Annotated in this window: 20 protein-coding genes and 3 pseudogenes; 16 read left to right on the plus strand and 7 right to left on the minus strand. The window is 59.7% G+C overall.

The genetic code is table 11. The features are described 5' to 3' along the window. From ACF2JD_RS10345 to ACF2JD_RS10385, 9 genes are read left to right on the plus strand one after another with little or no spacing between them, the layout of a single operon-like run. Positions 1-1923: a phage tail tape measure protein gene (locus tag ACF2JD_RS10345; RefSeq protein WP_440987359.1), complete on the plus strand. Its 1923-nt coding sequence runs from the start codon at positions 1-3 to the stop codon at positions 1921-1923. Continuing rightward, entirely contained in the window at positions 1923-2246 is a 324-nt protein-coding gene (locus tag ACF2JD_RS10350) for a DUF2590 family protein (RefSeq protein WP_440987360.1), read from the plus strand. Before ACF2JD_RS10345 ends, ACF2JD_RS10350 begins: the two co-directional genes overlap by 1 nt. Continuing rightward, positions 2243-3430, plus strand: a complete 1188-nt coding sequence (locus ACF2JD_RS10355; protein WP_440987361.1) for a baseplate J/gp47 family protein — start codon at positions 2243-2245, stop codon at positions 3428-3430. The genes ACF2JD_RS10350 and ACF2JD_RS10355 overlap by 4 nt, the downstream gene beginning before the upstream one ends. Beyond that, positions 3423-4025 (plus strand): phage tail protein, encoded by a 603-nt coding sequence (locus ACF2JD_RS10360; protein WP_440987362.1) that lies wholly within the window; start codon positions 3423-3425, stop codon positions 4023-4025. The genes ACF2JD_RS10355 and ACF2JD_RS10360 overlap by 8 nt, the downstream gene beginning before the upstream one ends. Further along, entirely contained in the window at positions 4022-5839 is a 1818-nt protein-coding gene (locus ACF2JD_RS10365) for a phage tail-collar fiber domain-containing protein (protein ID WP_440987363.1), read from the plus strand. Before ACF2JD_RS10360 ends, ACF2JD_RS10365 begins: the two co-directional genes overlap by 4 nt. A 14-nt stretch (positions 5840-5853) precedes the next feature. Beyond that, positions 5854-6279 (plus strand): tail fiber assembly protein, encoded by a 426-nt coding sequence (locus ACF2JD_RS10370; RefSeq protein WP_440987364.1) that lies wholly within the window; start codon positions 5854-5856, stop codon positions 6277-6279. After that, positions 6276-7157: a hypothetical protein gene (locus ACF2JD_RS10375; RefSeq protein ID WP_440987365.1), complete on the plus strand. Its 882-nt coding sequence runs from the start codon at positions 6276-6278 to the stop codon at positions 7155-7157. The genes ACF2JD_RS10370 and ACF2JD_RS10375 overlap by 4 nt, the downstream gene beginning before the upstream one ends. Next, on the plus strand, positions 7154-7702 hold the full coding sequence (locus tag ACF2JD_RS10380; protein WP_440987366.1) for a baseplate complex protein: 549 nt from the start codon (positions 7154-7156) through the stop codon (positions 7700-7702). Before ACF2JD_RS10375 ends, ACF2JD_RS10380 begins: the two co-directional genes overlap by 4 nt. Then, the gene (locus ACF2JD_RS10385; RefSeq protein WP_440987367.1) at positions 7699-9312 is read left to right on the plus strand and encodes a hypothetical protein; all 1614 of its coding nucleotides are present in this window, start codon (positions 7699-7701) and stop codon (positions 9310-9312) included. Before ACF2JD_RS10380 ends, ACF2JD_RS10385 begins: the two co-directional genes overlap by 4 nt. 25 nt (positions 9313-9337) lie before the next feature. Here ACF2JD_RS10385 and ACF2JD_RS10390 read toward each other — a convergent pair whose 3' ends face one another. Beyond that, on the minus strand, positions 9338-9874 hold the full coding sequence (locus ACF2JD_RS10390) for a hypothetical protein (RefSeq protein WP_440987368.1): 537 nt from the start codon (positions 9872-9874) through the stop codon (positions 9338-9340). A 229-nt stretch (positions 9875-10103) separates the two neighbouring features. Here ACF2JD_RS10390 and ACF2JD_RS10395 point away from each other — a divergent pair. The 3 genes and pseudogenes from ACF2JD_RS10395 to ACF2JD_RS10405 all read left to right on the plus strand — a co-directional run. Beyond that, positions 10104-10376, plus strand: a pseudogene (locus ACF2JD_RS10395) (type VI secretion system PAAR protein); the annotation flags it as partial. 782 nt (positions 10377-11158) lie between these two features. Next, positions 11159-11581: a hypothetical protein gene (locus ACF2JD_RS10400; RefSeq protein ID WP_440987369.1), complete on the plus strand. Its 423-nt coding sequence runs from the start codon at positions 11159-11161 to the stop codon at positions 11579-11581. 819 nt (positions 11582-12400) lie between these two features. Beyond that, a complete protein-coding gene (locus tag ACF2JD_RS10405; protein WP_440987370.1) occupies positions 12401-13198 on the plus strand; it encodes a PA3715 family protein in 798 nt (265 codons plus the stop codon). A 248-nt stretch (positions 13199-13446) separates the two neighbouring features. Here the strand turns inward: ACF2JD_RS10405 and rplT are convergent, their stop codons facing one another. The 5 genes and pseudogenes from rplT to ACF2JD_RS10430 all read right to left on the minus strand — a co-directional run. Beyond that, a complete protein-coding gene (gene rplT / locus ACF2JD_RS10410; RefSeq protein WP_010674800.1) occupies positions 13447-13803 on the minus strand; it encodes a 50S ribosomal protein L20 in 357 nt (118 codons plus the stop codon). Positions 13804-13817: 14 nt separating this feature from the next. Further along, a complete protein-coding gene (gene rpmI, locus ACF2JD_RS10415; RefSeq protein ID WP_005315535.1) occupies positions 13818-14015 on the minus strand; it encodes a 50S ribosomal protein L35 in 198 nt (65 codons plus the stop codon). Positions 14016-14100: 85 nt separating this feature from the next. Continuing rightward, positions 14101-14649, minus strand: coding sequence for a translation initiation factor IF-3 (gene infC / locus ACF2JD_RS10420; protein WP_041204270.1), 549 nt, complete (start codon positions 14647-14649; stop codon positions 14101-14103). Positions 14650-14652: 3 nt separating this feature from the next. Then, positions 14653-16581 (minus strand): threonine--tRNA ligase, encoded by a 1929-nt coding sequence (thrS, locus tag ACF2JD_RS10425; protein ID WP_043131783.1) that lies wholly within the window; start codon positions 16579-16581, stop codon positions 14653-14655. 264 nt (positions 16582-16845) lie between these two features. Continuing rightward, positions 16846-17424 (minus strand): annotated as a pseudogene (locus ACF2JD_RS10430) (tetratricopeptide repeat protein); the annotation flags it as partial. Between the two features lie 172 nt (positions 17425-17596). Here ACF2JD_RS10430 and ACF2JD_RS10435 point away from each other — a divergent pair. After that, positions 17597-18649 (plus strand): annotated as a pseudogene (locus ACF2JD_RS10435) (PA0069 family radical SAM protein). Between the two features lie 534 nt (positions 18650-19183). Here the strand turns inward: ACF2JD_RS10435 and gyrA are convergent. Then, a complete protein-coding gene (gene gyrA / locus ACF2JD_RS10440) occupies positions 19184-21982 on the minus strand; it encodes a DNA topoisomerase (ATP-hydrolyzing) subunit A (RefSeq protein ID WP_440987371.1) in 2799 nt (932 codons plus the stop codon). A gap of 199 nt (positions 21983-22181) precedes the next feature. On the opposite strand from gyrA, the gene ubiG reads away from it, so the two are divergent. The 3 genes from ubiG (at position 22182) to nrdA (ending at position 26539) form a co-directional block, all read left to right on the plus strand. Next, positions 22182-22898: a bifunctional 2-polyprenyl-6-hydroxyphenol methylase/3-demethylubiquinol 3-O-methyltransferase UbiG gene (gene ubiG / locus ACF2JD_RS10445; protein WP_162520018.1), complete on the plus strand. Its 717-nt coding sequence runs from the start codon at positions 22182-22184 to the stop codon at positions 22896-22898. After that, the gene (locus ACF2JD_RS10450) at positions 22898-23581 is read left to right on the plus strand and encodes an HAD family hydrolase (RefSeq protein ID WP_262110451.1); all 684 of its coding nucleotides are present in this window, start codon (positions 22898-22900) and stop codon (positions 23579-23581) included. Before ubiG ends, ACF2JD_RS10450 begins: the two co-directional genes overlap by 1 nt. Positions 23582-24271: 690 nt before the next feature. Further along, complete coding sequence (gene nrdA, locus ACF2JD_RS10455) at positions 24272-26539, plus strand: class 1a ribonucleoside-diphosphate reductase subunit alpha (protein ID WP_005329715.1); 2268 nt, start codon at positions 24272-24274, stop codon at positions 26537-26539. Positions 26540-26560: the final 21 nt, after the last annotated feature.

Genomic DNA, 26560 nt, shown 5'->3' on the forward strand with positions numbered 1-26560 from the left:
ATGGCCTGGATGGAAAAATTGATGATGCAGGTGGCCCTGGTTGACCAGGTCACCAAGCCCCTTGCCGGCATCAATGCCCAGATGGACAAGGTCAGCAAGGCGGGCCGCCAGGGCTGGAGCAACATGGCCATGGGGGCCACCACCCTGGCCGCCGGCGGGCTGGCGGTGCAGGCGGCCCTCGGCCCTGCCATCGAAATGGACCGGGCCCTCTCCGAGGTGGCGTCCCTCGATGTGCAAAAGGACGTGCTCGGCGCGCTCGGCCGGGAAGCCCTCAAGTTGTCCGTGCAGTATGGCAACTCGGCCACCGAGATTGTCCGCTCCTCCTACGACATCCAATCCGCCATCGCCGGGCTGGAGGGCAACGAGCTGCCCGCCTTCACTCGCGCATCCACTACCTTGGCCAAGGCCACCAAGGCCGACACCGCCACCATCACCAACTACATGGGCACCATGTACGGCATCTTCGAGCAGCAGGCCAAGCAGATGGGCAAGGCAAACTGGGTGGAGGATGTGGCCGGCAAGACGGCGCTGGCGGTTCAACTGTTCAAGACCACCGGCCAGGGCATGGCCGATGCCTTCGGGGCCATCGGTGCCAACGCCACGGCGGCCGGTGTGTCGATGGATGAACAGTTCGCCGTGCTGGGCCAACTACAGGCCACCATGAGCGGCGGCGAGGCCGGGACCAAATTCAAGTCCTTCCTTGCTGGTGTCGGTGGCGCTCAGAAGGCGCTCAGCATGAAGTTCACCGACGCGGCGGGCAACATGCTGCCGGTGCTCACCATCCTCGACAAACTCAAGGCCCGCTATGGCGAGACCCTGAGCGTGGCCGAGGGGGACGAGCTCAAGAAAGCGTTTGGCTCGGATGAGGCGGTGGCCATGGTCAAACTCCTGATGACCAATACCAAAGCCCTTTCCACCAACATCAACGCCCTGGGCAACACCCACGGCATGGGCAAGGCCGAGCAAATGGCCGCATCAATGACCGACCAGTGGGAACGGGTGACGCAAGGATGGTTCGCCATCAGGGCCGCCGCCTTTGGGGTGGTGCTGCCAGCCATCAACAAGGTGGTGGGGGTCTTTGCCGACGGCGCCGACACCATGCTGCGCTGGACCCACCTCTTCCCGAACCTCACCCGGGCGGTGAGCTATGCCCTGCTGGCCATCGTGGGCCTCGGCATGGTGACTGGTGCCTGGCTTCTGGTCGCTGGCGTGGCCAAGCTGGCCACCCTGGGGCTCGGCATCGCCTGGTCGCTTCTGATCGCCCCGCTCAACCTGCTCAAGGCCGGGCTGGTTGCCTTTCGCGCCATCCTGCTGGCCATCAACATCATGATGGCCGCGAACCCGGCCGTGCTGCTGGCCTATGCGGTCGGCGGGCTGCTCGTCGGGGCTATTGGGCTGGCGATCTACTACTGGGACGACCTCAAGAGGACCCTGGCGGATTGGGGCGTGTTCGACGCCATCCAGAGCATGATCGACGGAGCCGCCGCTGGCTGGGCCAGCTTCATGCAACTGCTCGGCAACCTGAGCCCCTTCCAGTTGCTGGGGCGGGCGGTGGACTGGCTGATCGAGAAGCTCAACCTGATCCCGGGGGTCAATATCGAGCTCGGCAGCATGCCGGACCTACAGATGCCCGCGCTCACCCCGCTCCCCCTCCCGGTCATGCCGGGGACGGTCAGCGCCCCCATGGCGGCAGAGCAGCAACAGGCCTCGATCACCGCTCCCCTCGCCCGCTATCGCCAGCCGGAGCAGAGCAAGGTGCCGGCCGGCGGGCTGGGCCAGCAGTTGATCCAGGCCAACGCGGCGGCGAGCGCTGCCAACCAGAAACCCGCCAAGTCCCTGCACATCGGCGAGGTGCACATCACCAACCAGAATCCCATGACCCCGGAGCAGCTGGCCGAAAACGCCTGGCTGGAGACCAAGTGATGAGCGAACCCAAGTACATCGACATCCTGGTGGTGAGCGGCGCCTGGCAACTCGATGCCGGCGGCCAGCCCCGCACCACCCAGGACCGGCACAGCATCGGTCAGGACATCAAGCACCGCATCATGGAATCCGGGCTCGCCCGCAAGCTTATCGGCGAGCGCAGCCCGACCCTGCGCAGCGACGTGATGACCGAGATTGAGCTGCTGGTTGAAGAGGACGAGCGGCTGGTGCCCGGCACCATCTTCATCAGCGAAGAGGCCCCCGACCGGGTGCTGGTCACCGCCCGCACCTATGAATTCGGCGAATTGGAGGTAACCCTGTGAACCTGCGCCCGACCGTGGACTTTATGGCACTGCTGGCCGAGGCTGGCGTGCCGACCACCGAGGCGGCCATGGAGGCCGAGCTCAAGAAGGAGGTGGTGGCCGCTGGCTCCCTCATCACCAACGACAGCGATGTGAGCCCCTTCTGGCGGCTGGTACGCGGCGTGGTCATCACCCCGGCCCTCTGGCTTATCCGCACCCTGCTGGCGGGCCACGTGCTGCCCAACACCTTCGCGGCGACCGCCACCGATGCCTATCTCGACCTCAAGGCCTGGGATGTGGATCTCACCCGCAAGGCGGCCCAGAAGACCCGGGGCCTGGTCAACTTCGTCAAGGCCAACCCGAGCGACGCCGTCACCATCCCGGCCGACATCTGGGTCACCACCGAGCGCATCAACGGCACCATCTATCGCCTGCGCCCCCTGCAGGCGGTGGTGAGCCCCGCCGGGGAAGCGGTGGCCCGGGTGGTGTGCGAGGCAGAGCTCGCCGGTGCAGCCTGGAACCTTGCACCGGGGTATTACAACCTGCTGAGCGAACCGGTGACCGGCATCCTCTCAGCCCGTAACGATGACAAGGAGTGGATCACCACCCAGGGCAGCGACGTCGAGAGCAACGACGCGCTCGGCCTGCGCATCCAGAACCAGTTCTCGGCAGTGGGGCGCTACCACATCGACGCGATTTACCGCTCCATGCTGGCGAGCGTGGCGGGGATCCGCGCCGATCACATCTTCTTCGAGCACGACGCCCCGCGGGGGCCCGGTACCGCCAACGCTTACATCCTGTTGGAGGTGGGGGCCACCCCGGCCAGCCTCATCAATCAGCTCAACGACTACGTGGGCCGCCAGGGCAACCATGGCCACGGGGATGATCTGTTCGTGATGAGCATCCCCGAGACCCAGCACAGTCTCACCCTGGCGCTCTGGCCACAGGCCAACCTCACTGACGAACAGCGGGCCGCGCTCAAAGCCGGCGCCGAGAACCTGGTCAGGGCGGCGTTTCGCCAGTCGGCAGACTTCCCGGCCGTCACCCGCACCTGGCCACGCTCGCGCTTCTCGCTCTCCCAGCTCGGCCGCGAGCTGCACAGCCAGCTCCCGCAGCTCCTGAGCCTGTGCTTTGGCGAGAGTGACATCGTCGCGGGGCTCGCCATCCCTCGCCTGAGCTCGCTGGAGGTGACCCTGCATGACTGACCCGACGCCCCTTGAGCACGAGCGGCAGGCGCCAGTGCTACCGGATGCTAGCGCCCCCTGGTGGGAAGATGGCTACACCATCAGCCCGGCCCATGCCGAGCCGGGGTTCCTGGCCAAGGGCATCAACGCCTTCTGGCAACGGCTCAAGGGCTGGCTGCTGCTGCCGCTAGCTCAGCAAGATCCGCTGACCTGCTCGGAGTCCCTGCTGGCCCTGCTGGCCTGGGAGCGGGACATCGCTCGCTTCAACGGCGAGCCGCTGCCGCTCTTTCGCAAGCGGGTCAAGTTCGCCTTTGTGAACGCCCGGGACGCCGGCGAAGTGGCGGGCTTCAAACGCATCTTCGAGCGCCTGGGCATTGGCTGGTGCGACATCCACGAACGCCAGACCGGCACGCCCTGGGACGTCATCACCATCGAGGTGACCGATAGCGCCATCGCGAGCAACCAGCAACTGATGGAAACCCTCATCCAACACTATGGCCGCACCTGCCGCCGCTACCGCTTCCAGGTGATTTACCCGGTCACCGCCACCCTGCGCCCCGGTCGCATCGACATGGGTCAGCAGGTGTTCGGCGCGACACTCAAGAGGAACCCATGAGCCAGATCATTACCAACGCTTTCGCCAGCTACCTGCAGGCGAGCCTCGCCAACCAGACGCCGGTGGTGCTCGATGAGTTCGTGCTGGCCAACATCCCAGGCCTGGACCCGAACCAGCCGATAAGCCCGGATCTCGGCTTGCCACCGGCGGGCCAGATCGTGCATCGCCGCGCCGTAGATCAACGCGGCCGCATCAACAACGACGCGGTGGCCTACACCATCGTGATGGACACCACCATCGGCGATTTCAGCTTCAATGCCCTGTACCTCATCAACAAGGCCAGCGGCATGGTGGGGATGATTGTGCACAAGGGGCTGGAGACCAAGCTCAAGACCAATGAGGCCACCGGCCAGACCGGCAACAGTCTGGTCAAGTCCATGCTGATGGAGTACGACCGGGCCTCTGAGGCCACCGCCACCCACGTGGATGCCAGCACCTGGCAGATTGACTATGCCGCCCGCCTGTGCGGGATGGACGACGACCTGCGCCTGCAGGCGCTGCAGTTCTTCGGGCCGGCCACCTTCTACGGCGACGGCTTCAAGCTGGTGAATGAGGCCGGCGTCTACAAGGTGCAGCCCGGGGTGGCCTATGTGGGTGGCCTGCGCGCCCAGCTCGACGAAATCAGGAAGGTCACCCCCGGCGCCAAGCCGGTGGGGCTCTGGCTCGACATCTACCGGGCGGGCTCTTTGCTCAATGCCTGGGTGAATCACTTCACCCTCACCCTGAGCGTACCGCCCCTCACCGACTATGTGGACGGCAACGGCTATCAGCACCACGTGGCCCAGGTCGCCAACATCAACAGCGACGGCAGCGTCACCGACCTGCGCCGCAAGCGCACCATCGAGCTCTCCGGGGATGTTGCTGGCAAGGGGATCCTGGAGGGTGCCCAGGACGTCAATATCGCGGTGGAGATCAAGGCCGGCAGCCATCGCCATCACTGGTCCGAACTGGACGGCGTGCCAGCCACCGCCAGCCGCTGGCCTAGCTGGGCGGAGGTCACCGCGAAACCGGATCTGGCCGCGGCTAACCACAACCACCCGGGCTCCTGGCTCAACCCCATCAATCTGGGAACCGAAGACCTCGACACCCTGAAAGAACCCAAGGTGTATGCCCAGCATGCCAACGCCAACACCTCCCCCGCACGTCATTACCCGGAGAACAGCGCTGGTGTACTCATCGTCAGCTACGGTGCTGGCCCCCAGCAGACCTACCTGGTCTACAACTCCAGCCGGGTCTGGCGCAGGGCGCAGTACAGCACCGGCGCCTGGACACCCTGGACCCGGGATTACAACACCGGCAACAAGCCGAGCCTGGCCGAGCTGGGGGCCGCCGCCGCAAGCCACGCCCACCCATGGAGCCAGATCACCGGGGCACCGGTGCAAACGACACGCTGGCCCAGTTGGGCAGAGGTAACCGGCAAGCCCGCCACCATGCCGCCCAGTGCCCACAGCCACCCGTGGGCCCAGATCACAGGTGCACCGGCTCAAGCCACCCGCTGGCCTGCCTGGGGCGAAGTCAGCGGCAAGCCCACCACCATGCCACCGGCGGCCCATACCCACATCGCCGCGCAAGGTAACGCCGATATCGTCGCGGGCAGCTATGGGCAGGTGGGGACGTATGGTTTTTTCAACAACAGAACAGGCAGTACATTTGGACCGGGCAGTACTACGGCTGGCAGCAATTTGCGTTGGTCTAGTGGAGACAATGTGAAATACCACAACAGCGCTCCTGCCGGGACGTGGAAATGCCTAGGCTACTGCGTAGCAGATCAAAACTATGGTTATCCGTGCACCCTGTGGATCCGGATTGCGTGAACGTGGAGAACTTGATGAGCAGCATTGAAGTTATTGGCGCCCATAACCCGCGCCACCCCGAGGCCGACACCGAGACCATCACGCTAGACGTGCTATTTGCTCACCTCCCTGAGCCCGTGCAGTTTACCGCCCGCAAAGATGACCCCGAGGCCCACGGGCGTGAGCTCTACAGCCGGGCAGTATTCGGCGAGTTTGGCCCCGTTGAGGTGGTCACCCAGCCCCCCCCGAGCGAGGCCGAACAGCGAGCTCGTCTTGATGGCAAGCTGAAACAGGCCACCTTAGCCATGGCCCCGCTGGAGGATGCCGACAAGCTGGGCATCATCAGCGACACCGAGCGCGAACAGCTCACCGCCTGGCAGCAGTACCGGGTCGCGCTCTACCGTCTGCCGCAAAGCGAGGGTTGGCCAACCTCGATCATCTGGCCGGAGATGCCCCAATGAGTTGGGTCCAAGGGGCGCTGCGCTGGCCCGCCAGTGCCGGCAGCATACACACCCGCGCCCGGGAGGTGCTGGGGCAGCTTCCGGCGAGCCAGGCGAGCGCCATGGGCCGACTGCAGGGAGTGGCCGCGCGGGCCCAGTATCGGCGCCACCCGCTTAGCGAAGTGGCCGGGGGCTTGACCACTCTGCGGGCCGAACTCGACCGGTTGCTGGTAAATGGCTACTGCCTCGCCGTCACCCCATACCAGCACGGGGTGGGCCAACCGCAGGGCAACCAGTACCATCTGTCCGCCCCCAACGCGGTGGCGGTCCTGGCCGCCAAGCTGCAGGATGGCGCCGACCCACGCCTGCCCACCGGGCAGCAGCATGCTCTCGCCTGGCTAGTGACCGGCAACAGCGCCGAAGACCTGGCCAGACAGTTGGCGCCCCTCTGCGCCCTGCTGCCGCTGCCGGAGTGGTGCGCCACCCTGCGCCGCCTCACGGCCAGCAGTGACACCATGCATCAGCCCACCGCCGCCAGGGTGCCACGCTGGCGCGCCGGGGAGCCCCTTTGCTGGGCCCCGCTGCGCCCTACCAGGGCGGCACTTGGCGCGGAGCTGGCCCAACTGGAGAGCCTTGCCCGGGATAGCCAGAGCCCCATCGACAAGCTGCAGGGGCTCGCCGGGCGCCGCACCGCCCGCCTCGATGCGCTGGCCACCGCCCTGGCCGAGCTGGGCAAGCTGTCCGGCACGCTCTGGCACTGGCAAGGCCAAGGAGATACGGCGAGCCTCGCTACCCAACTCGGGCAGAGCACGCCCCCCGACCACAGCATGAGCATGGCGGTCGGCGCTCTGCTGCTCTCCCCTTCCCCGCTCACCTTCTGGCAGGAGTTGACCCCATGAGCCAAGCCATGCTGACTCTGGATGGCGAGCCCATCACCATGAAGTCGATGCGAGTCTCCGCATCGATGCAGTTTCAGGACAAGGACCAGAGCGGCCAGACCAGCTCGACCAGCAGCGCCGAGCAGGGAGCCAAGGCCAAGGAGCTCGACGTATCCGGCCTTATCCCGTTCAAGGAGGAACGCATGCTCAGTCGGCTGTTTGAGCTGGCTGACGCCAAGGAAAACGGTGGTCAGCGCCACATCTACCGGGTCGGGTCGCTGTTGGCCAAGTCGGTGAAGGTTCGCCAGGCGAGGTTCGCCGGACGTATCACCGCAAGCGAACAAGAGGGGCTGCTGGCCTGGCAGGTGCAATTCACCTTGAAGGAGTTCAATTCGGTACCGGAGAAGCGCGAGCAGCGTTTGCCCAAGCACGCCCCGACCGTGGGCCAGGGCACTGCAAACACCAGCGCCGCCAAGCCCGGCAGCAAAGGAACGGGGGACGAGGCACCAGACCTCAGCAGCTTCGAGCGTTACGTGCTCCAACCGATGGATGACATGCTGGCATGAAACTGACCACCTCACTGACCCTCGCCGGCCAGCCGGTGCACCTCATCGACCATGATCTGGTGCTGGACCTCAACGCCGGCGGCCGCGCCGCCCTCACCATCGAGGGCTCCGCTCTCAAGGGGCAGACCTTCACCCTGGACACCGGCTATAACGGCGACTTGCGGCGCTGGTTCACGGGCTACGTGTACGACGTACAGCCCGCCGCCAACGGTGCCAGCAAGCTGTTGTGCCGGGAGCTCGCCGGTGCCCTGGGATCACGCCTGCCCATCAGCCAGCAGCATGCCACCCTGCGCGGCCTGCTGGCCTGGCTGACCGACCGCTGCGGGCTCACCTTCCTGCTGCCCCAGGGGGCAGACTACACCGACCGGCCTATCCCCAACTTCACCAGCGCCGGCACCGGCTATCAGTTGCTCGATAACGCCGGGCGCGCCTTCGAGGTGCCGGATTTTGTCTGGTACCAGCAACCGGATGGCGCCATCTACGTGGGGAGCCACGCCCATAGCCGCTGGCATGACAAGGTGGTGACGCTCGATCCCGCCTGGTCAGGGCGCCAGGCGGGCGACACCCTCACCCTGTCACCGGTGCCGGCCATCCGACCCGGGGCCATCATCAACGGCAAGCGGGTAATGCGAGTGCGCCTCAGGGGAGACGAGATGACCCTGACCACGGCGACACCCGGCAAACCGGTGAAGTCGCCGGAGCGGCGCAAGATAGAGGGCGAGTTCCCGGAGCTGGCGGACAAGATGCACCTACCCAAGTTAGGGCGGGTCGAGGCGGTAAGCGATCAGGCCACTGCCGGCCAGCTCAATGATCCCTTTCGCCCGCGCTACGCGGTGGATGTGCAACTGCTGGGTGAGGATGGCCAGCCGGACAAGGCAGCCCCGCCGTATCGGGCGGTACCGCTGCCGGTGCTGCTCGGCGGGCAGGAGCAGGGCCTGCTGCAGTTCCCCATCGAGGGGACCCTGGTTGAGCTGGGGTTCGCCTTCGGCCGGGCCGACCGGCCCTTTATCCGCACCGTGCTCGGCAGCGGCTGGGCCTTGCCCGACATCACCCCGGGCGAGCAACTGCAGCAGCAACGGGCTGAGGTGTTCAACCGCACCGATACCGTGGGGAACCTCATCCGCCACACCGACCGCCGCCTGCACGACCAGGCTCTCCAGATGCACCACCAAAGCGATGACTACCTGGGGGACCATGGCCAGCATCGGCTGCAGGTGGCGCAGCACAGCATCGAGGAGGTGGGCGGGTTCAAGCTCATCGAGACGCTGGGGGCCATGGAGCTGCTGGCCGGCGACGATCTCACCCTGGGGTGCCTCGGCAATCTAAGCCAGACCACGGCCGGGGATCTGGTCGAGGTGGTAGGACAACTGCGCCGGGCGGTCGCCGGCGAACTTCAGCACCTGGAAGCGCCCCGCTCCTGGGTGGGAACGGATAGCGTGAACATCTTCCGGCTACTGCTGCAACTGATGAACGTGGTGGAGCAACTGGCCGCCGCCACGGCTGGCCATACCCACGGCAGCGGACCCGCACCAGGGAACAGCGCGGCCATAACGGGACATGGCCAACAAGCCAAGCAACTGGCCAGCCAGCTCTCTCCCATCATCGAATAAAACAAAGGGCCTTTAAGGCCCTTTCTCATTTTTGCTCAAACATCTCTTTGTTTAACTTCTCTTTCAGTGCTTCCAAAGAGAGTCTGTCTAACGCATGGTCCAGTTTCATAAGACCATGTGCTTTACAATTTTGAGAATAGATCTCCTTGCCAAATCGCCAGCTCGTCTGTTTGACGTAGCACTGCTCCCATCCCAAACGTTCAATACTCGACATACTGATTTTTTGCGTCAGCAGTCCCAGAACAGCAGCAACAATCATCAGAGAAATGACAATGATCCCCCGTCGCTTAACGGTCGTTGAAGAAAGGTCTGGCTCCGGCATGGCTATGGAAAACATCAATCTCCCACCGGCATACAGCATAAAGGGAGTCGCAAGTAAACCGATGAAGATGGCAAACCAGCCCCGCCAGTCATTCATTCGCAATGGATCTGCAGGTGTCAGTGCAAGCAAATCCAAGAATTCAGCACCAAATATAATGGCCATCCAAACGCCACCGATCCCGAATAACGCGACAACCAATCCACTGGCCCGCATCTGCCATGAAACATGCACAGTAGTCATTCAAACTTCGCCTTAACCGCTTCTTTCATAATCTCAAAGAGCTCTCCTTCGCCAACAGAGTCGATAGCCTACCAGCTGTAATCGTTACTAAGGGATCCCAAATCCTCATTGATCTTATCTGTGACGTTTTTTTGTCGCAGGCTGCACAAAATCAGAAGCATGCATCTAGGGTCGCATTTGCACCCATGATATCGTAAGCATATTTTGTTCGTGTCGATGAGGAATCCAGATGACAAAAAAAGCTGCGAAAGTAGGGGATATTGGAACAGATCATGATGGGTTTCATCCCACTGCCATCATTGCTGGTTCACCGGATGTATTCATAGACGGAATACCCGCAGCCCGTGTTGGTGATCCCTTGGCCCCACATGACAAACCAAACAATCCACCACACCCCAGATCGATTGCATCCGGTTCCTCTACCGTCCTTATCAATGGCAAACCTGCGGCCTTAACTGGTGGCGCAGTTGACTGTGGTGGTGTGATCATTGGCTCTGGAACAGTAGTGATTGGTGACCAAGCACCAGCAGGACGAGCTGCGCTAGCTCCGCAACCTGCCCCGCCTGTAGAGATCCCGGCAAAGAATGCCTATTGGCCTCCCTATGACTTTGCCCAAGGTAAGACGCTAGAAGTTGTATACACTACGGCCCCAACGGATATTGCGGTACTCTCATTGGCTGAGGCTAAAGAGCTACTACAAACGCTCTACTCTGAGATTGGTGGTAAGGATGCAGTAAGTACGACAAAGAGCTATCACGACTTGGTAGATGGAGTTAAAACGGCTGCCCAAACTGCCAAAGGTTTAGGTGGGTTAGGCGTTATTTCATATGCCAAGAATATCAATGGCATTGATTATGTGATCATCAAGAACTATCGCCGCCATGCTCAAACCTTGATGAAAGGGAACAAATGGAAATCGAGTAATCCACGAGTTGTTCAAATCGGTATCGGTTTAACTGATGTTAAAGGTGCTGCTCGGTGGGTCAAAGTAAATGCTGGGATAGAAATTGCCTTTGCTGTTGGAGTGAATGCTGCTGATTTCATCTTACGTGATGAAGCGACTTTAGCTGAGTTCGTTGGTAATAGTTCTGGTGACATCATCAAGGGGATGACAACGCTAGTAACCATGTCTCTAGTCGTTGCGACACTACCGGTATCAGGAATCTTGGTAACAGGTGCTCTCTTTGCATTTGGTTCTTTCTTTATGGGTCGGGAGCTAGATGCATTTGATGAGCGTTATGGATTCTCAGATGAGATTGGCAACTCGCTTAAGAGGTTGGCCGAGTGATTCATATCATAAGACTAATCATTGCCGCAGCTTTTATCTGGTTCGGGTTTGAACAGGTATCAGATGATTTGTATGCCACTTTATCTAATGGGTCTGCATCGTTTAGGGTTAGTGGCATAGCTAATATTTGGGCGTCTTACTGTGCTCCGCTAGTTGGCATTGTACTGATTGTTCATGTGTTAATGTCAGTAGCAAAGATTGGAAATCCAGACAAGCTTTTTCAACGGGGTGTGCTAATTGTCATTTTCGCCATCGCGCCTATCTTAACCTTTGCTACCAAGATTAAATTAAGTGTTAAATCTGAACTTTACGTAGAGTGTCAGGATCTAAGACGAGTTTCCCGTTGGAACTCTTATCAAGTTTATGCAATATCAGTTGATGAGTGCAAATTACTAAAAGATAGAAAGAATACAGAATGAAGAAAGCCAGCGTCATGCTGATTTTTTGAACAACTACAGCTATCGTTGCCGCAGTTCCTAGTGTGCTGGTCTTCACCACGCAGTAACACCAGATATGTGTATGCAGTTAACTGTTAACAAGTCGTAGAACATAACTAATACGAAGAAGGCCCCACACCGTGGGGCCTTCTTCTATCTGCCTGACAGCGCCTGAGCATGGCCAGGGAATAGTGCCGCATGAAGAGGCAGCCATCGGGCAGCGCTGCATCATACGTGAAGCCTACGCACGCTCACAGCCTCCCAGCACACGGCAGCGACGCCCACCGCCGCGTCTGCGTCACGGAATCCGCGCTCATCCGCTCCCGCCTGCGGGGTTCATCAAGAAAAATTTTTGCAAAAGTGGATTACCGCAAAACCATAGGGCCAGACCGCGCCACATCAAGGATCCACAGAGCGTTGAGGATCTGTAAAGAAGGATCTTTTTTGCGGGGTTTTACAGTTTGGTGTGGCTCTGGATAGCGGCACTGGAAAGGTAACCCATTGAATATATTGGGAGTGGCGTACTTTTCGTGGGTATTCGAACGATGGGAAAAGGATCTCGCTTGTTGCGAGGGGATAGCGAAAAAAGCCTTTTTTTCAGATAGTTAAGTGCTGTCGGCAATCATCTGTTTAATGAATTTTTTCATTGCATCGCTCAATCTTGGTGCTTTCATCCCTTCACGATTGTACGGTCTGCTACCCCCAACCATATGGACTCGCACAACCCCCAAAACATTGTTAAAGTGCCAGCCCGCATAAAACTCAACAATCTATAAAGCGCAAAAATGGTAGGTAAAAGCTATGGGGATAACAAAATCGCTGGTATGTGCAACGATAGCAACGCTGCTGCTACAGGGGATCAGCTTTGGCGCACGGGCTGAAGGAGAACAAATCTGCTCATCCAATCAACTAGCGGCTATCAAGACTAGTTTGCCTTCAAACACCGAGCTGACAGCCAGTGCCTGCAAGACGTTGCCAAACCAGCCAGAGGTAACCTTAATCTCATACATTTTCCCAAATAATGGGAAACAGAATAATGATATGTCTCTCCCCATAAGTCTCTGGCGAGTAGAACTATTTTCCCAAGGACAAGTAAGAGACCGGTTTGAAGAGGTCATTGAAGAAGATGCCAGTATCCGTATCGGTAGCTCCAGTATATGGCTCGATACTGCACCCTACCTACTGACCAAAGGAGAACGGGCCTTTGGCGTAAGATTAGATATTGGTTATGGCCCCTCTTGTGCCGATGGTCATAGATCCAGATTCTTGCATCTCTTCCGAAAGCATAACGGAACCCTTCAGCACATCATGAACGGCGCCCCAATGCTGCACACCTACATACGAAAAGGCACGCCTTGTTCACCAGAGGCAATAGATTTAGAACGGGGAGTGTCCTACATCCAAGTCCTGCCGGGGATGTCCAACGGGCTACACGATCTTAGAATTGTAACCAAAGCGAAAACCGAGACCGTTGAACAAGATGGTTCCACCCAAACTTCAAGTCAGAGAACATTGAGCACTACCCTGCGCTTTAATGGTCATGAATATCCATTGGGAGAATGGGATACTTTACCGAGCAAGGAGTGGTGGGATAAGTGAATAAAAACGGGTTCTAAACGTAAGGGCCGAGCAGGTTCAACAGGCGCTGAATGTTTGTTGTAACAAACTGGGGAGACCCAATCGTTTGCAACTCGAAGTGAGATAGAACCAACTTTCGGAGTGACCACATCCAGAAAATGCGTGGACAGTATGTGGACACAAGAAAGGAAAAAATGATGTAAAACAGTAAGTTACAGATACAAAAAAGGAGGCCTGAGCCTCCTTTTATCTTTCATAACAGAACCGGATTAAACCAGAGCTGCTTTGGCCTTTTCAACCAGGGCGGTGAAAGCCAGCTTGTCGTGAACGGCGATATCGGACAGGATCTTGCGATCGATCTCGATAGAAGCCTTCTTCAGACCGTCGATCAGACGGCTGTAGGACAGACCGTTCTGACGGGCTGCAGCGTTGATACGCGCAATCCACAGCTGACGGAACTGACGCTTCTTCTGGCGACGGTCACGGTAGGCATACTGACCAGCTTTGGTTACCGCTTGTACCGCTACGCGGTAGACACGGGAACGGGCGCCGTAGTAACCCTTGGCGGCTTTCATTACTTTCTTGTGACGAGCGCGAGCAGTCACACCACGTTTAACTCTTGGCATTTTTCACATCCCCCTTATGCGTACGGCAGACAAGCGACAACACGTTTGTGGTCGGCAGCAGAAACCATGAACTTCGGCCCCAGCTTACGCTTACGCTTACTGCTCTTCTTGGTCAGGATGTGACGCAGGTGGTTGTGCTTGCACTTGAAGCGACCTGAGCCAGTCTTCTTGAAGCGCTTTGCAGCACCCCGGTTGGTTTTCATCTTCGGCATTTCATACTCCGCATTGTGAGTGACAACAAAATCGCAAGGCGAACCGACTCATGGGGCGAACCCATGAGTCAATTTCTTGTGGGCCTTAAGATTTCTTCTTGGGTGCGAGGACCATCACAGCTTGACGGCCTTCGACTTTCGGGAACGATTCGACTACGGCCAACTCTTCCAGATCGTTCTTGACTCGCTCCAGAACCTTGATACCAAGATCCTGGTGGGCCATTTCACGACCACGGAAGCGCAGGGTGACCTTCGCCTTGTCCCCGTCTTCCAGAAAGCGAACCAGGTTGCGTAGTTTTACCTGATAGTCGCCTTCGTCAGTGCCAGGACGGAATTTGATTTCCTTTACCTGAACGACTTTCTGCTTTTTCTTCTGTTCTTTGGTGGTCTTGCTCTTTTCGTAGAGGAATTTGCCGTAATCCATGATTCGGCAAACGGGCGGCTCAGCGTTAGGACTGATCTCGACCAGATCCACTCCGGCTTCAAGGGCCAAGTTCAGTGCATCCTGAATGGTAGTGATGCCAATGGCCTCACCGTCCAAACCAGTCAGACGAACTTCTTTCAGACGGATCTCTTCATTGATCCGGTGAGCGCGGGCTTGCGGTTGCTTGCCCAGTTTTTTTCCGCCTTTTATAGCTTATTCCTCCACTTTCTTTTGTCCGCGGGTCTGAACTTCCTGGGTTAACAGAGCTATCAGCTCTTCAACAGGATAAGAACCCAGGTCAGCCCCTTTACGAGTCCGTACTGCAATCTTGCCGGCTTCTACTTCTTTATCGCCGCAGACCAGCATGAAAGGCACTCGCTTCAAAGTATGCTCGCGGATTTTAAAGCCAATCTTCTCATTTCTCAAGTCCGCTTTTGCGCGAAGGCCCGCATCATTCAATGCCTTGGCAACTTTCACCGCATAATCGGCCTGATTATCCGTGATATTCATGACCACGGCCTGAGTCGGTGCCAGCCAGGTCGGGAACAGTCCGGCGTACTCTTCGGTCAGGATACCGATGAAACGCTCGAGGGACCCGAGAATGGCCCGGTGGATCATCACGGGTACGTGACGTTCGTTGTCTTCGCCCACATAAGTGGCGCCAAGACGGCCCGGCAAGGCAAAATCGAGCTGCACGGTACCACACTGCCAGGCACGATCAAGACAATCGTGCAGGGTGAATTCGATCTTGGGACCGTAGAACGCCCCCTCCCCCGGCTGCAGATCGTACTTCAGACCGTTGAGCACCAGGGCTTCAGCCAGGGCGGCTTCCGCGCGATCCCAGGCTTCATCGGAACCGATGCGCTGCTCCGGACGGGTGGAGAGCTTGACCACGATGTTTTCGAAGCCAAAGGTGCCGTAGACGTCATAGACCATGCGAATACAGGCCGAGACCTCTTCCATGATCTGATCTTCGGTACAGAAGATGTGCGCGTCATCCTGGGTGAAGCCACGCACCCGCATCAGACCATGCAGGGAGCCAGAGGGTTCGTTGCGGTGGCAGGAGCCGAACTCGGCCATGCGCAGGGGCAAGTCCCGGTAGGACTTCAGACCCTGGTTGAAGATCTGCACGTGACCCGGGCAGTTCATCGGCTTGATGGCGTACTCGCGGTTCTCGGACTGGGTGGTGAACATGGCCTGGGCATACTTCTCCCAGTGGCCGGAGCGTTCCCACAGCACGCGATCCATCATGAAGGGGCCTTTCACCTCCTGATAGTCGTACTCCTTGAGCTTGCCGCGGATAAAGGTTTCCAGCTCACGGAAGATGGTCCAGCCATCGTTGTGCCAGAACACCATGCCGGGGGCCTCTTCCTGCATGTGGTACAGGTCGAGCTGCTTGCCAATCTTGCGGTGGTCGCGCTTGGCGGCCTCTTCGAGACGCTGCAGGTAGGCCTTGAGCTGCTTCTTGTCGGCCCAGGCGGTGCCGTAGATGCGCTGCAGCATCTTGTTGTTGGAGTCGCCGCGCCAGTAGGCGCCGGACATCTTCTGCAGCTTGAAATGGTGGCAGTGACGCATGTTCGGCACGTGGGGGCCGCGACACATGTCGACGTACTCTTCGTGATGATAGAGACCGGGCTGGTCATCGCGGGCGATGTTCTGATCCAGGATCTCGACCTTGTAGGTCTCGCCGCGGGCCTCGAACACATCGCGCGCCTCCTGCCAGGAGACCTTCTTCTTGACGACGTCGTAATCCTTGGCGGCCAGCGCCAGCATGCGCTCTTCCAGGGCAGCCAGATCTTCATCGGTCAGGGTGCGGTCGAGATCAACGTCGTAGTAAAAACCGTTGTCGATGACAGGACCTATGGCCATCTTGGTCTGGGGCCAGAGTTGCTTGATGGCATGACCCAGCAGGTGGGCGCAGGAGTGGCGCAGAATGTCCAGACCGTCTTCGTCTTTGGCGGTGATGATGGCCAGGGAGGCATCGGCTTCGATCAGCTCGCACGCATCCACCAGTTCACCGTTCACCCGGCCGGCAATGCACGCCTTGGCGAGACCGGGACCTATGTCGGCGGCGACGTCCATGACGGAAACGGCGTGGGGAAATTGACGTTGGCTGCCGTCAGGCAGAGTAATGATTGGCATTAGGTGTTTCCTTATACAGTGGTGCCCCCTACCAAAGGTCACATGCGGGATGGAAAAGAGAGTCAAAAAGGGTGATGTTCTGGCTCTCTCCACAGCACTTTGCAGAGGTGCACTGCGACGCAAACAGCTTGCTTAACGGCACAAGGCAAACCAAAAACCGGACCATGCTACCAGAAGTAGGCGGTATCGGCTGTGACAGTCAAATCGCAGTTTGGTGAGATTTTCTACAACCAAATGAATCGCTTGCCAGTCACTCACCCAGCAGGGGCGCCAGTTGAAGTCAAAGTCACTGCTCCCCTTCCTCGGCCAGGGCGAGCTCCTCCAACACCTTCAAGCGCAAGCTTGTTGCCCTTCTGCGAAGCCTGATAGAGCCACTGCTTCGCCTGGGCAGATCGACCCGACCACTCACCCCCATCAGGTGCAGCACACCGACTTTCAGCATGGCGGGCACGTCACCGTTGCGGGCCGCCAGCTCCATCGAGTGAGAAATGCCTGCCGCAGGTCCCGCTTCACCCCGGCGCCGCGCAGATAGACCTCCGCCAGCCGGTACTGGCCGAAGGCATCGCCCGCCTGCGCCGACTGGCGATAGAGGCTGATGGCCCGATCCATGTCCTGATCTGTGCCCTGCCCCACCTCGTCACGGCTCCAGCCCATCAGCGCTTGCGCCCGAGGTTGGCCTTGATCGGCCAGCGGTTGCCAGATCCGGGTCGCCTCATCGAACTGGCCGGTGCGCCAGGCGCGGTTGGCCGCTGCCAGCTCCTGCTCGGTGGAGAGCGGGAGCAGACGCCAGATGACCAGGCAATGACACCGATAAACAGCCAGCGGGAGACAGTGGGGTTTCATGATGATTTCCGTGATCCAGTTCGCATTTTGTCTATGTAAACGAAATGTAGCGGCGATCAAGCAAGAGATCCATTTGTCATGCTGTTTAAGCAAGGAAGCGATGGCGAGAGCTTGATGTCTGGCACTAGGCTTGCAAGATGACTGTATATATAAACAGTGCAGGTGTAACGCTATGGCAGGACGAGGCAGTTTCCAAAATGTTGATCACCGCTTCAGCGGCCAGCGGGTCGACGCGGTCGATGACGGCTGGGCTCAACCCGAGTGGGAAGCAGCAGATTGCCGCCAGTGATCCCCGCACCGAGGTGAAGGAGATAACCGCCCGCAGCATCATCAGTTCAACCGCTCGCCGGATGTGCCCTTTGGTCGCTCCATCAACCCCTATCAGGGCTGTGGGGCTACGGCTGCATCTACTGCTGGACCCGAGTACAGCCTGTATTCGGAGCTCTCCCCCGGCCTGGATTTCGAGACCAGGCTGTTTGCCAAGCTCAATGCGGCCACGCTGCTGCGCCGGGAGTTTGCCAAACCCGGCTATCAGCCGCAGACCATAGTGCTCGGGGCCAATACCGATCCCTACCAGCCCATAGAGCACCACTATCGCCTCACCCGCGAGCTGCTGGAGGTGATGCTGGCCCATCGCCACCCGGTGGGGATCATCACCAAGAGCGCCATGATATTGCGCGATCTCGATCTGCTGGCCGAGCTGGCCCGGGAGGGGCTGTGCCAGGTGATAGGTGTCGGTGACGACATTAAATGAAACCTTTCGCCGTCAGCTGGAACCCAGAGCAAGCACAGGCACGGGTCGGCTCAAGGTGATTGAAAAGCTGGCACAGGCAGGAGTACCGGTCGGCGTGCTGGCGGCGCCCCATGATCCCGCGCCTCAACGAACCTGAGCTCGAGCATATCATCAAGGCGGCAGCCGAAGCCGGCGCCCAGAGCGCCGACTACATACTGCTGCGATTGCCCGCGGCTGACCATCCTGTTCAGCGACTGGCTGGAGGAGCACTACCCCGGCCAGAAGGAGGCCATCCTGAACCAGTTGCGAGCCAGTCGGGATGGCGGGCTCAACAGCCCCGCCTTTGGCACCCGCATGCGCGGTGAGGGCCAGTTTGCGGACTTGCTCGCCCAGCGCTTTCGGCTTATCAACAAACGTTTGGGCCTGGGCAAGCGCCATCTTCAGCTGCGGCGGGACGGCTTTATCCGCCGGGTAAAGCGTCGGCTCTTCTGATCGCCACGACAGCATCAACAAGGATCACAACGCCTCCCCTTAATCGGCGCACCACAAGGTTAACCATGCCGACAAGCAGGGCATCAACCCCTTGGCCGAGGCGCGTACGTGCCCTTGCCCTGCAGTCAATTCGGCGGGCAGTCGTGATGGCTCATGGGCCACTTCGTCCTCATGCTCCTCTGTCAGTAATCCTGCTGATGTTCGCCCCATACCCCGGCTCCACCAGATCTCCCACATTACCCAGCTGATCATAAGATGCTCCTGTTGATGGATGCAGGCGCCAGGCCCGCTTGGTCATGCCCCACCTGAACAGCCGCAGTCTGTCCCGCCGGGATGACAGCCAGATGACGTCGGGATGAAGGATTGGGTATGAGAATGAACTGGCGCCCAGACTTGGGCAGAGTGGCGCCCTCACGTCGATGTGGCTCGGAAGAATTCGGGTGGATCGCCACGGCGGGAGCGAACGGCGACAAGGGCAGGACAAATAAAAAGAGCGACCCAAGGGCCGCTCTTTTTTATCGAGGCAGGTAACGATTATTCGTCGTCAGCCACACCCTCTTCGCTGGAGCCAGCATCGTCGGCAGCACCGGCGTCTGGCGCAGTCTCTGCCCCTTCCACCTGCTCGCCGTCGATGGCCATGCCCTCAGTGACCAGAGCGTCGTTCTCTTCCTCGTCGCTCTCGGCGATGCGCTGCAGGCCGACCACTGTCTCGTCTTCACCGGTACGGATCAGACGGACACCGCCGGTGTTACGGCCAATGACGCTCACCTCGGCAACGCGAGTACGGACCAGGGTGCCGCCGTTGGTGATCAGCATGATCTGGTCGGTATCTTCGACCTGGATCGCATCGATCACCTTGCCGTTGCGCTCGTCCACCTTGATGGAGCGAACGCCCTGGGTACCACGGCTCTTGGTCGGGTACTCTTCGAGTGCGGTACGCTTGCCGTAACCGTTCTCGGTGGCGGTGAGGATGGCCCCGATCCCGCGCGGAACGATAAGGGAAACCACCTTGTCGCCAGCGGCCAGCTTGATGCCGCGGACACCGGCGGCGGTACGACCCATGGGACGTACGCCCTTGAAGGTACCCTTGCTTTCGGTGCCTTCAGTGCCTTCGCCGTTGTCGCTGCCATCATCGTCGTTGCCGGCGTCGTCGTCGGTCTCGACGTCATCACTGGCATCCGCATCGGCTACATCGGCGCGACCGCTGCCTTCAGCGAAGCGAACCACCTTGCCCGCATCGGAGAAGAGCATGATCTCGTTGCTGCCGTCGGTGATGTCTACCCCGATCAGCTCATCACCCTCTTTGAGGTTGATGGCGCGAATACCGGAGGAGAGTGGACGGCTGAAGTCGGACAGGCTGGTCTTCTTCACGGTGCCGTTGGCGGTGGCGAAGAAGACGTACTTGTCGGCATCATATTCCTTCACCGGCAGGATGGCGGTGATGCGCTCACCCTCTTCCAGCGGCAGCAGGTTGATGATGGGACGACCACGAGCGCCACGGGACGCTTCCGGCAGCTGATAGACCTTGAGCCAGTAGACCTTGCCACGGGTGGAGAAGCACAGAATGGTGTCGTGGGTGTTGGCCACCAGCAGACGCTCCACAAAGTCCTCTTCCTTGATCCGGGTGGCCGACTTGCCACGACCACCGCGGCGCTGGGCCTCGTAGTCGGAGAGCGGCTGATACTTCACATAGCCCTGGTGAGACAGGGTGACGACCACGTCTTCCGGGGTGATCAGATCTTCGATGTTGATCTCGGCACTGGACATGCTGATCTCGGTGCGACGCTCGTCGCCATACTGCTCGCGCACGGCCAGCAGTTCATCGCGGATCACTTCCATCAGGCGTTCCGGGCTTGCCAGGATGAACAGCAGCTCGGCGATGAGATCCAGCAGAGATTGGTACTCTTCCAGGATCTTCTCGTGCTCGAGGCCGGTCAGCTTGTGCAGACGCAGGTCAAGGATGGCCTGGGCCTGGATCTCGGTCAGGAAGTACTGCCCTTCACGGATACCGAATTCCGGCTCCAGCCACTCCGGCCGAGCCGCGTCGTCGCCCGCTTTTTCCAGCATGGCGGCCACGTTGCCGAGTTCCCAGCCCTTGGCAACCAGGCCCGCTTTCGCATCCGCCGGGGTCGCACTGTGGCGGATCAGCTCGATGATGGGGTCTATGTTGGCCAGCGCCACCGCCAGACCTTCCAGGATGTGCGCCCGATCCCGCGCCTTGCGCAGTTCGAACACAGTCCGGCGAGTCACCACCTCACGGCGGTGCAGCAGGAAGGCATCCAGGATCTCTTTGAGGTTCATCACCTTGGGCTGGTTGTTATCGAGCGCCACCATGTTGATGCCGAACGTGGTCTGCATCTGGGTGTGCTTGTAGAGATTGTTCAGCACAATCTCGCCGGACTCGCCGCGCTTGATCTCGATAACGATGCGCATGCCGTCTTTGTCAGACTCATCGCGCAGGGCACTGATGCCCTCGACCTTCTTCTCTTTGACCAGCTCGGCGATCTTCTCAATCAGCCGCGCCTTGTTCACCTGATAGGGGATCTCGTGAACGATGATGGTCTCGCGACTCGTCTTCTCGTCCACTTCCACCTCGGCCTTGGCCCGCACATAGACGGAGCCGCGACCGGTGCGGTAGGCCTGTATGATGCCGGAACGCCCGTTGATGATGCCGCCGGTGGGGAAATCGGGCCCGGTGACATAGGTCATCAGCTCGTCAATGGTGAGGGTGCCATTCTCGATCAACGCCAGACAGCCGTTGACTATCTCGGTGAGGTTATGAGGAGGAATGTTGGTCGCCATGCCCACCGCGATACCGGAGGAGCCGTTGATCAACAGGGTGGGTACCTTGGTGGGCATGACAGCCGGGATCATCTCGGTGCCGTCGTAGTTCGGCACCCAGTCCACTGTCTCTTTGTCCAGATCGGCCAGCAACTCGTGGGAGATGCGCGCCATCCGCACTTCGGTGTAACGCATGGCCGCAGCGTTGTCGCCATCGACCGAGCCGAAGTTGCCCTGACCATCGACCAGCATGTAACGCATGGAGAAATCCTGCGCCATCCGGACAATGGTGTCATACACGGCGCTGTCGCCGTGCGGGTGATATTTACCGATTACGTCACCGACCACACGGGCCGATTTCTTATAGGGCTTGTTCCAGTCGTTCCCCAACTCGTTCATAGCAAACAGAACGCGGCGGTGAACCGGTTTCAAGCCATCACGCACATCCGGCAGAGCTCGTCCTACGATCACGCTCATGGCGTAATCCAGATAGGAACTCTTGAGCTCTTCTTCGATGTTGACCGGCGTGATCTCTCTGGCCAGATCGCTCATAGAAAGCCTTAATCCCTAATTAGTTGTTCTTTGGCTTAAACAGCGCGACATGGTAACACACTGAGCCAAATACCTTAAGCCACAAATCCGGGTAACACGTCGGGCTGGTGTGACCAAGTCCGTCCGTTATAATGCCCGCCAGGACAATAGATTGCGCGCGCCCTGCCCGCTGCGCGCCCTGCCACAGGATCATCAAAAAATGAACAGTGATGCCAATGTCGATCTGACAGAAATCGCCAAATTTGAAGCCATCGCCTCCCGCTGGTGGGACATGGAGGGCGAGTTCAAACCCCTGCATCAAATCAACCCGGTGCGCCTTGACTGGATCACCGACAAGAGCGGCGGCCTGTTTGGCAAACGCGTGCTCGACATCGGCTGCGGTGGCGGCATCCTCTCCGAGAGCATGGCCCGCCGTGGTGCTCGCGTGACCGGCATCGACATGGGCAAGGAGCCCCTCGGGGTCGCCCGTCTGCACGCCCTCGAACAGGGGGTGGAGCTCGAATACCGCCAGATGACCGCCGAAGCCCACGCGGACGAGGCCCCTGGCCAGTATGATGTGGTCACCTGCATGGAGATGCTGGAGCACGTGCCGGATCCGGCCTCAGTGCTGCGCGCCATCGCCACCCTGGTGCGTCCGGGGGGCAAGGTGTTCGTCTCCACCATCAATCGCAACCCGAAAGCCTACCTGATGATGATCCTGGGGGCCGAGTACCTGCTGAAGATGGTGCCCAAGGGCACCCACGATCACAAAAAGTTCATCACCCCCGCCGAGCTGTGTCGCATGGGTGAAGCCGCGGGCCTCTTGGTGCGGGACATGAGCGGGGTGCACTACGCACCGCTCTCCAACAGCTTCAAGCTCGGCAAGAACGTCGACGTCAACTACATGGTGGCCTTCGTGCGCCCGGAGTCAGTCTGATGAACACCGGCAAGGCGCCCCTGCGCTGCGTGCTGTTCGATCTGGACGGCACCCTGCTCGACACGGCCCCGGATCTCGGTGCCGCCGTCAACCATGTGCTGATAAGCGAAGGCTTTGCCCCGCTGCCCGAGGCCATCATCCGCCAGACCACCTCCCACGGGGCGCTCGGGCTGCTCAAGGCGGGCCTCGGCGACGATCTGCTGGAAGAGCTGGGGGCCACGCGCCTTCGCACCGCCCTGCTCGACCATTACGCGGCCAACCTCTGCGTCGGCACCCGTCCCTATGAGGGGATGCTGGATCTCATCGAGTGGCTCGATGAGAAGAAACTGCCCTGGGGCATAGTCACCAACAAGCCGGGCTTTCTCACCGAGCCGCTCTTGGCGGCCCTGCCGGCGCTGGCCAGTTGCGGCGTGACGGTCAGCGCCGATACCTTGCCGGTGCGCAAGCCCGACCCCGCCCCCATGTTCTTTGCCTGCGAGCGGCTCGGGGTCGAGGCGAGCCAGTGTCTCTATGTGGGGGATCACGTGCGGGACATAGAGGCGGGGCGCAACGCCGGCATGCGTACCGCGGTGGCGGGTTGGGGCTATCTGAGCGATGACGAGGATACCGCCGACTGGGGGGCGGATCTGCAGTTCGACACTGTGCAGGCCCTCCACCATTGGCTGCGCTACGAGCTGAGCTGAGCCAGACCAGCACTGCACTGCACTGCACTGCATAAACGGTATAAGTGGAACATCGGGGTATGTATCTGCAGTTCGACGCCCTACAAGGCAGGCCCAGCACCACTGGCTGCGCTACGAGCTGAGCTGAGCCAGTCCTGTGCCGGCACTGTTCTGCATAACGCTTATAGATGGATCATCCGGGCAGCTTTAGCGTCAGAAGGTTCCCAGATGAGCACGCCACTCATTCACCGAGCCGCACAATGGCAATGACAGGGGGCGCAGATGCGCCCCCTGTTTTGAGGGGATGACAACTGCATGCCTGCGGGGACAGGACAGCTTTTGACCCTGGCTGCACAAGGGATAACCAGGCTGAATTTGCTAGTAAAAACACCCTCTTTTCGCAAGCAAAAAAAGTTATTTAAATTTTCCATCTTCGATCATCGGACTTGCATTTGCCGGATCGGACGGATGAAAACCCACTCACTGTGAGCAGTCACTAACTCGAGCCCGAACACCCACAATTTATCCACAGCTAATGCGTTATCCACAGATTGCAATGCCGTGCCGACCTCACTATCTTGTAGTTCGAATTTAAAATAACACTATATCTTGTGATTCATGGCGCACTTCGCCCCCAGGCCACCCTAGAGAAGGGAACCCTGGATGCGTGGCGCCATGGTTTTTCGGGAATCAACTAAAGGTCATCAGCCAATGAACTTGTTTGTGACGAAGCGTAACGGCCACAAAGAACCCATCGATCTGGATAAAATTCACCGCGTGCTCGACTGGGCCGCCGAGAAGCTCGACAACGTGTCGGTCTCCCAGGTGGAGCTCAAGTCCCACATCCAGTTCTATGACGGTATCCGTACCGCCGATATCCACGAAACCGTCATCAAGGCCGCTGCTGACCTGATCTCCGAACAGAGCCCGGATTACCAGTACATGGCCGCCCGCCTGGCCATCTTCCACCTGCGCAAGAAGGCCTACGGCCAGTTCGAGCCGCCCCACCTCTACCAGCACGTCGCCCGTCTGGTAGACATGGGCAAGTACGACAAGCACCTGCTGACCGACTATACCCAGGCCGAATTCGAGGAGCTGAACGGCTACCTGGATCACTGGCGTGACATGGACTTCTCCTACGCTGCCGTCAAGCAGCTCGAAGGCAAGTACCTGGTGCAGAACCGCGTCACCGGCGAGATCTACGAGAGCCCGCAGTTCCTCTACATACTGGTGGCGGCCTGCCTCTTCTCCAAGTATCCGAAAGATACCCGTCTGGACTACATCAAGCGTTTCTACGATGCGGTCTCGACCTTCAAGATCTCCCTGCCCACCCCCATCATGAGCGGCGTGCGCACCCCGACTCGTCAGTTCAGCTCCTGCGTGCTGATCGAGTGCGATGACAGCCTGGATTCCATCAATGCCACCGCCAGCGCCATAGTGCGCTACGTCTCCCAGCGCGCAGGCATCGGCATCAACGCCGGCCGCATCCGTGGCCTGGGCAGCCCCATCCGTGGCGGCGAAGCCTTCCACACCGGCTGCATCCCCTTCTACAAGTACTTCCAGACTGCCGTGAAGTGCTGCTCCCAGGGCGGCGTGCGCGGCGGTGCCGCCACCCTCTTCTACCCCCTGTGGCACACCGAGGTGGAGAGCCTGCTGGTCCTGAAGAACAACCGCGGCGTGGAAGAGAACCGGGTCCGTCACATGGACTACGGGGTACAGATCAACAAGCTGATGTACCAGCGCCTCATCAAGGGCGGCGACATCACATTGTTCTCCCCGTCCGATGCGCCGGGTCTGTACGACGCCTTCTTCGCGGATCAGGACAAGTTCGAGCAGCTCTACGTCAAGTACGAGCAGGATCCGTCCATTCGCAAGAAGACCCTCAAGGCGGTGGATCTCTTCTCCCTGATGATGCAGGAGCGCGCCGGTACTGGTCGCATCTACATCCAGAACGTGGATCACTGCAACACCCACAGCCCCTTCGATCCGAGCGTGGCCCCGGTGCGCCAGTCCAACCTCTGTCTCGAGATTGCGCTGCCCACCAAGCCGCTCAACAACGTGGATGACGAAGAGGGCGAAATCGCCCTGTGCACCCTGTCTGCCTTCAACCTCGGCGCCATCGAGAAGCTGGAAGACCTGGAAGAGATGGCGGATCTGGCGGTGCGCGCCCTGGATGCCCTGCTCGACTATCAGGACTACCCGCTCAAGGCCGCGATGAAGGGCAGCATGAACCGCCGCACCCTGGGGATAGGCGTCATCAACTACGCCTACTACCTGGCCAAGAACGGCGCCCGCTACTCCGACGGCTCAGGTCTGGCCCTGACCCACCGCACCTTCGAGGCGATCCAGTACTACCTGCTGAAGGCATCCGTGCAGCTGGCCCGCGAGTTCGGCCCCTGCCCGGCCTTCAACGAGACCACCTACGCCCAGGGTATCCTGCCCATAGATACCTATAAAAAGGATCTGGATGTGCTGTGCAACGAGCCGCTGCACCTGGACTGGGAGTCCTTGCGTGAAGAGATAAAGACAGTGGGTCTGCGCAACTCCACCCTGACCGCCCTGATGCCGAGCGAGACCTCCAGCCAGATCTCCAATGCCACCAACGGCATAGAGCCGCCGCGCGGCCTGGTCTCGGTCAAGGCCTCCAAGGACGGTATCCTCAAGCAGGTGGTGCCCGAGTACCATCGCCTGAAGGATCAGTACGAACTGCTGTGGAAGCAGCCGAGCGTCGACGGTTACCTGCAGCTGGTCGGTATCATGCAGAAGTTTGTGGATCAGGCGATCTCCGCCAACACCAACTACGACCCGGCCCGTTTCGAAGGCAACAAGGTCCCGATGAAGCAGCTGCTCAAGGACTTGCTGACCGCCTACAAATACGGCCTCAAGACCCTCTACTATCACAACACCCGTGATGGTGCGGACGATGCCCAGACCGATCTGCAAGACGACGGTTGCGCCGGCGGGGCTTGTAAAATATAAGTCGCAGCACGATCTGATGAA

The organism is Aeromonas ichthyocola (genome assembly GCF_046087985.1).
GTDB classification, from domain to species: Bacteria; Pseudomonadota; Gammaproteobacteria; order Enterobacterales; family Aeromonadaceae; genus Aeromonas; species Aeromonas rivipollensis.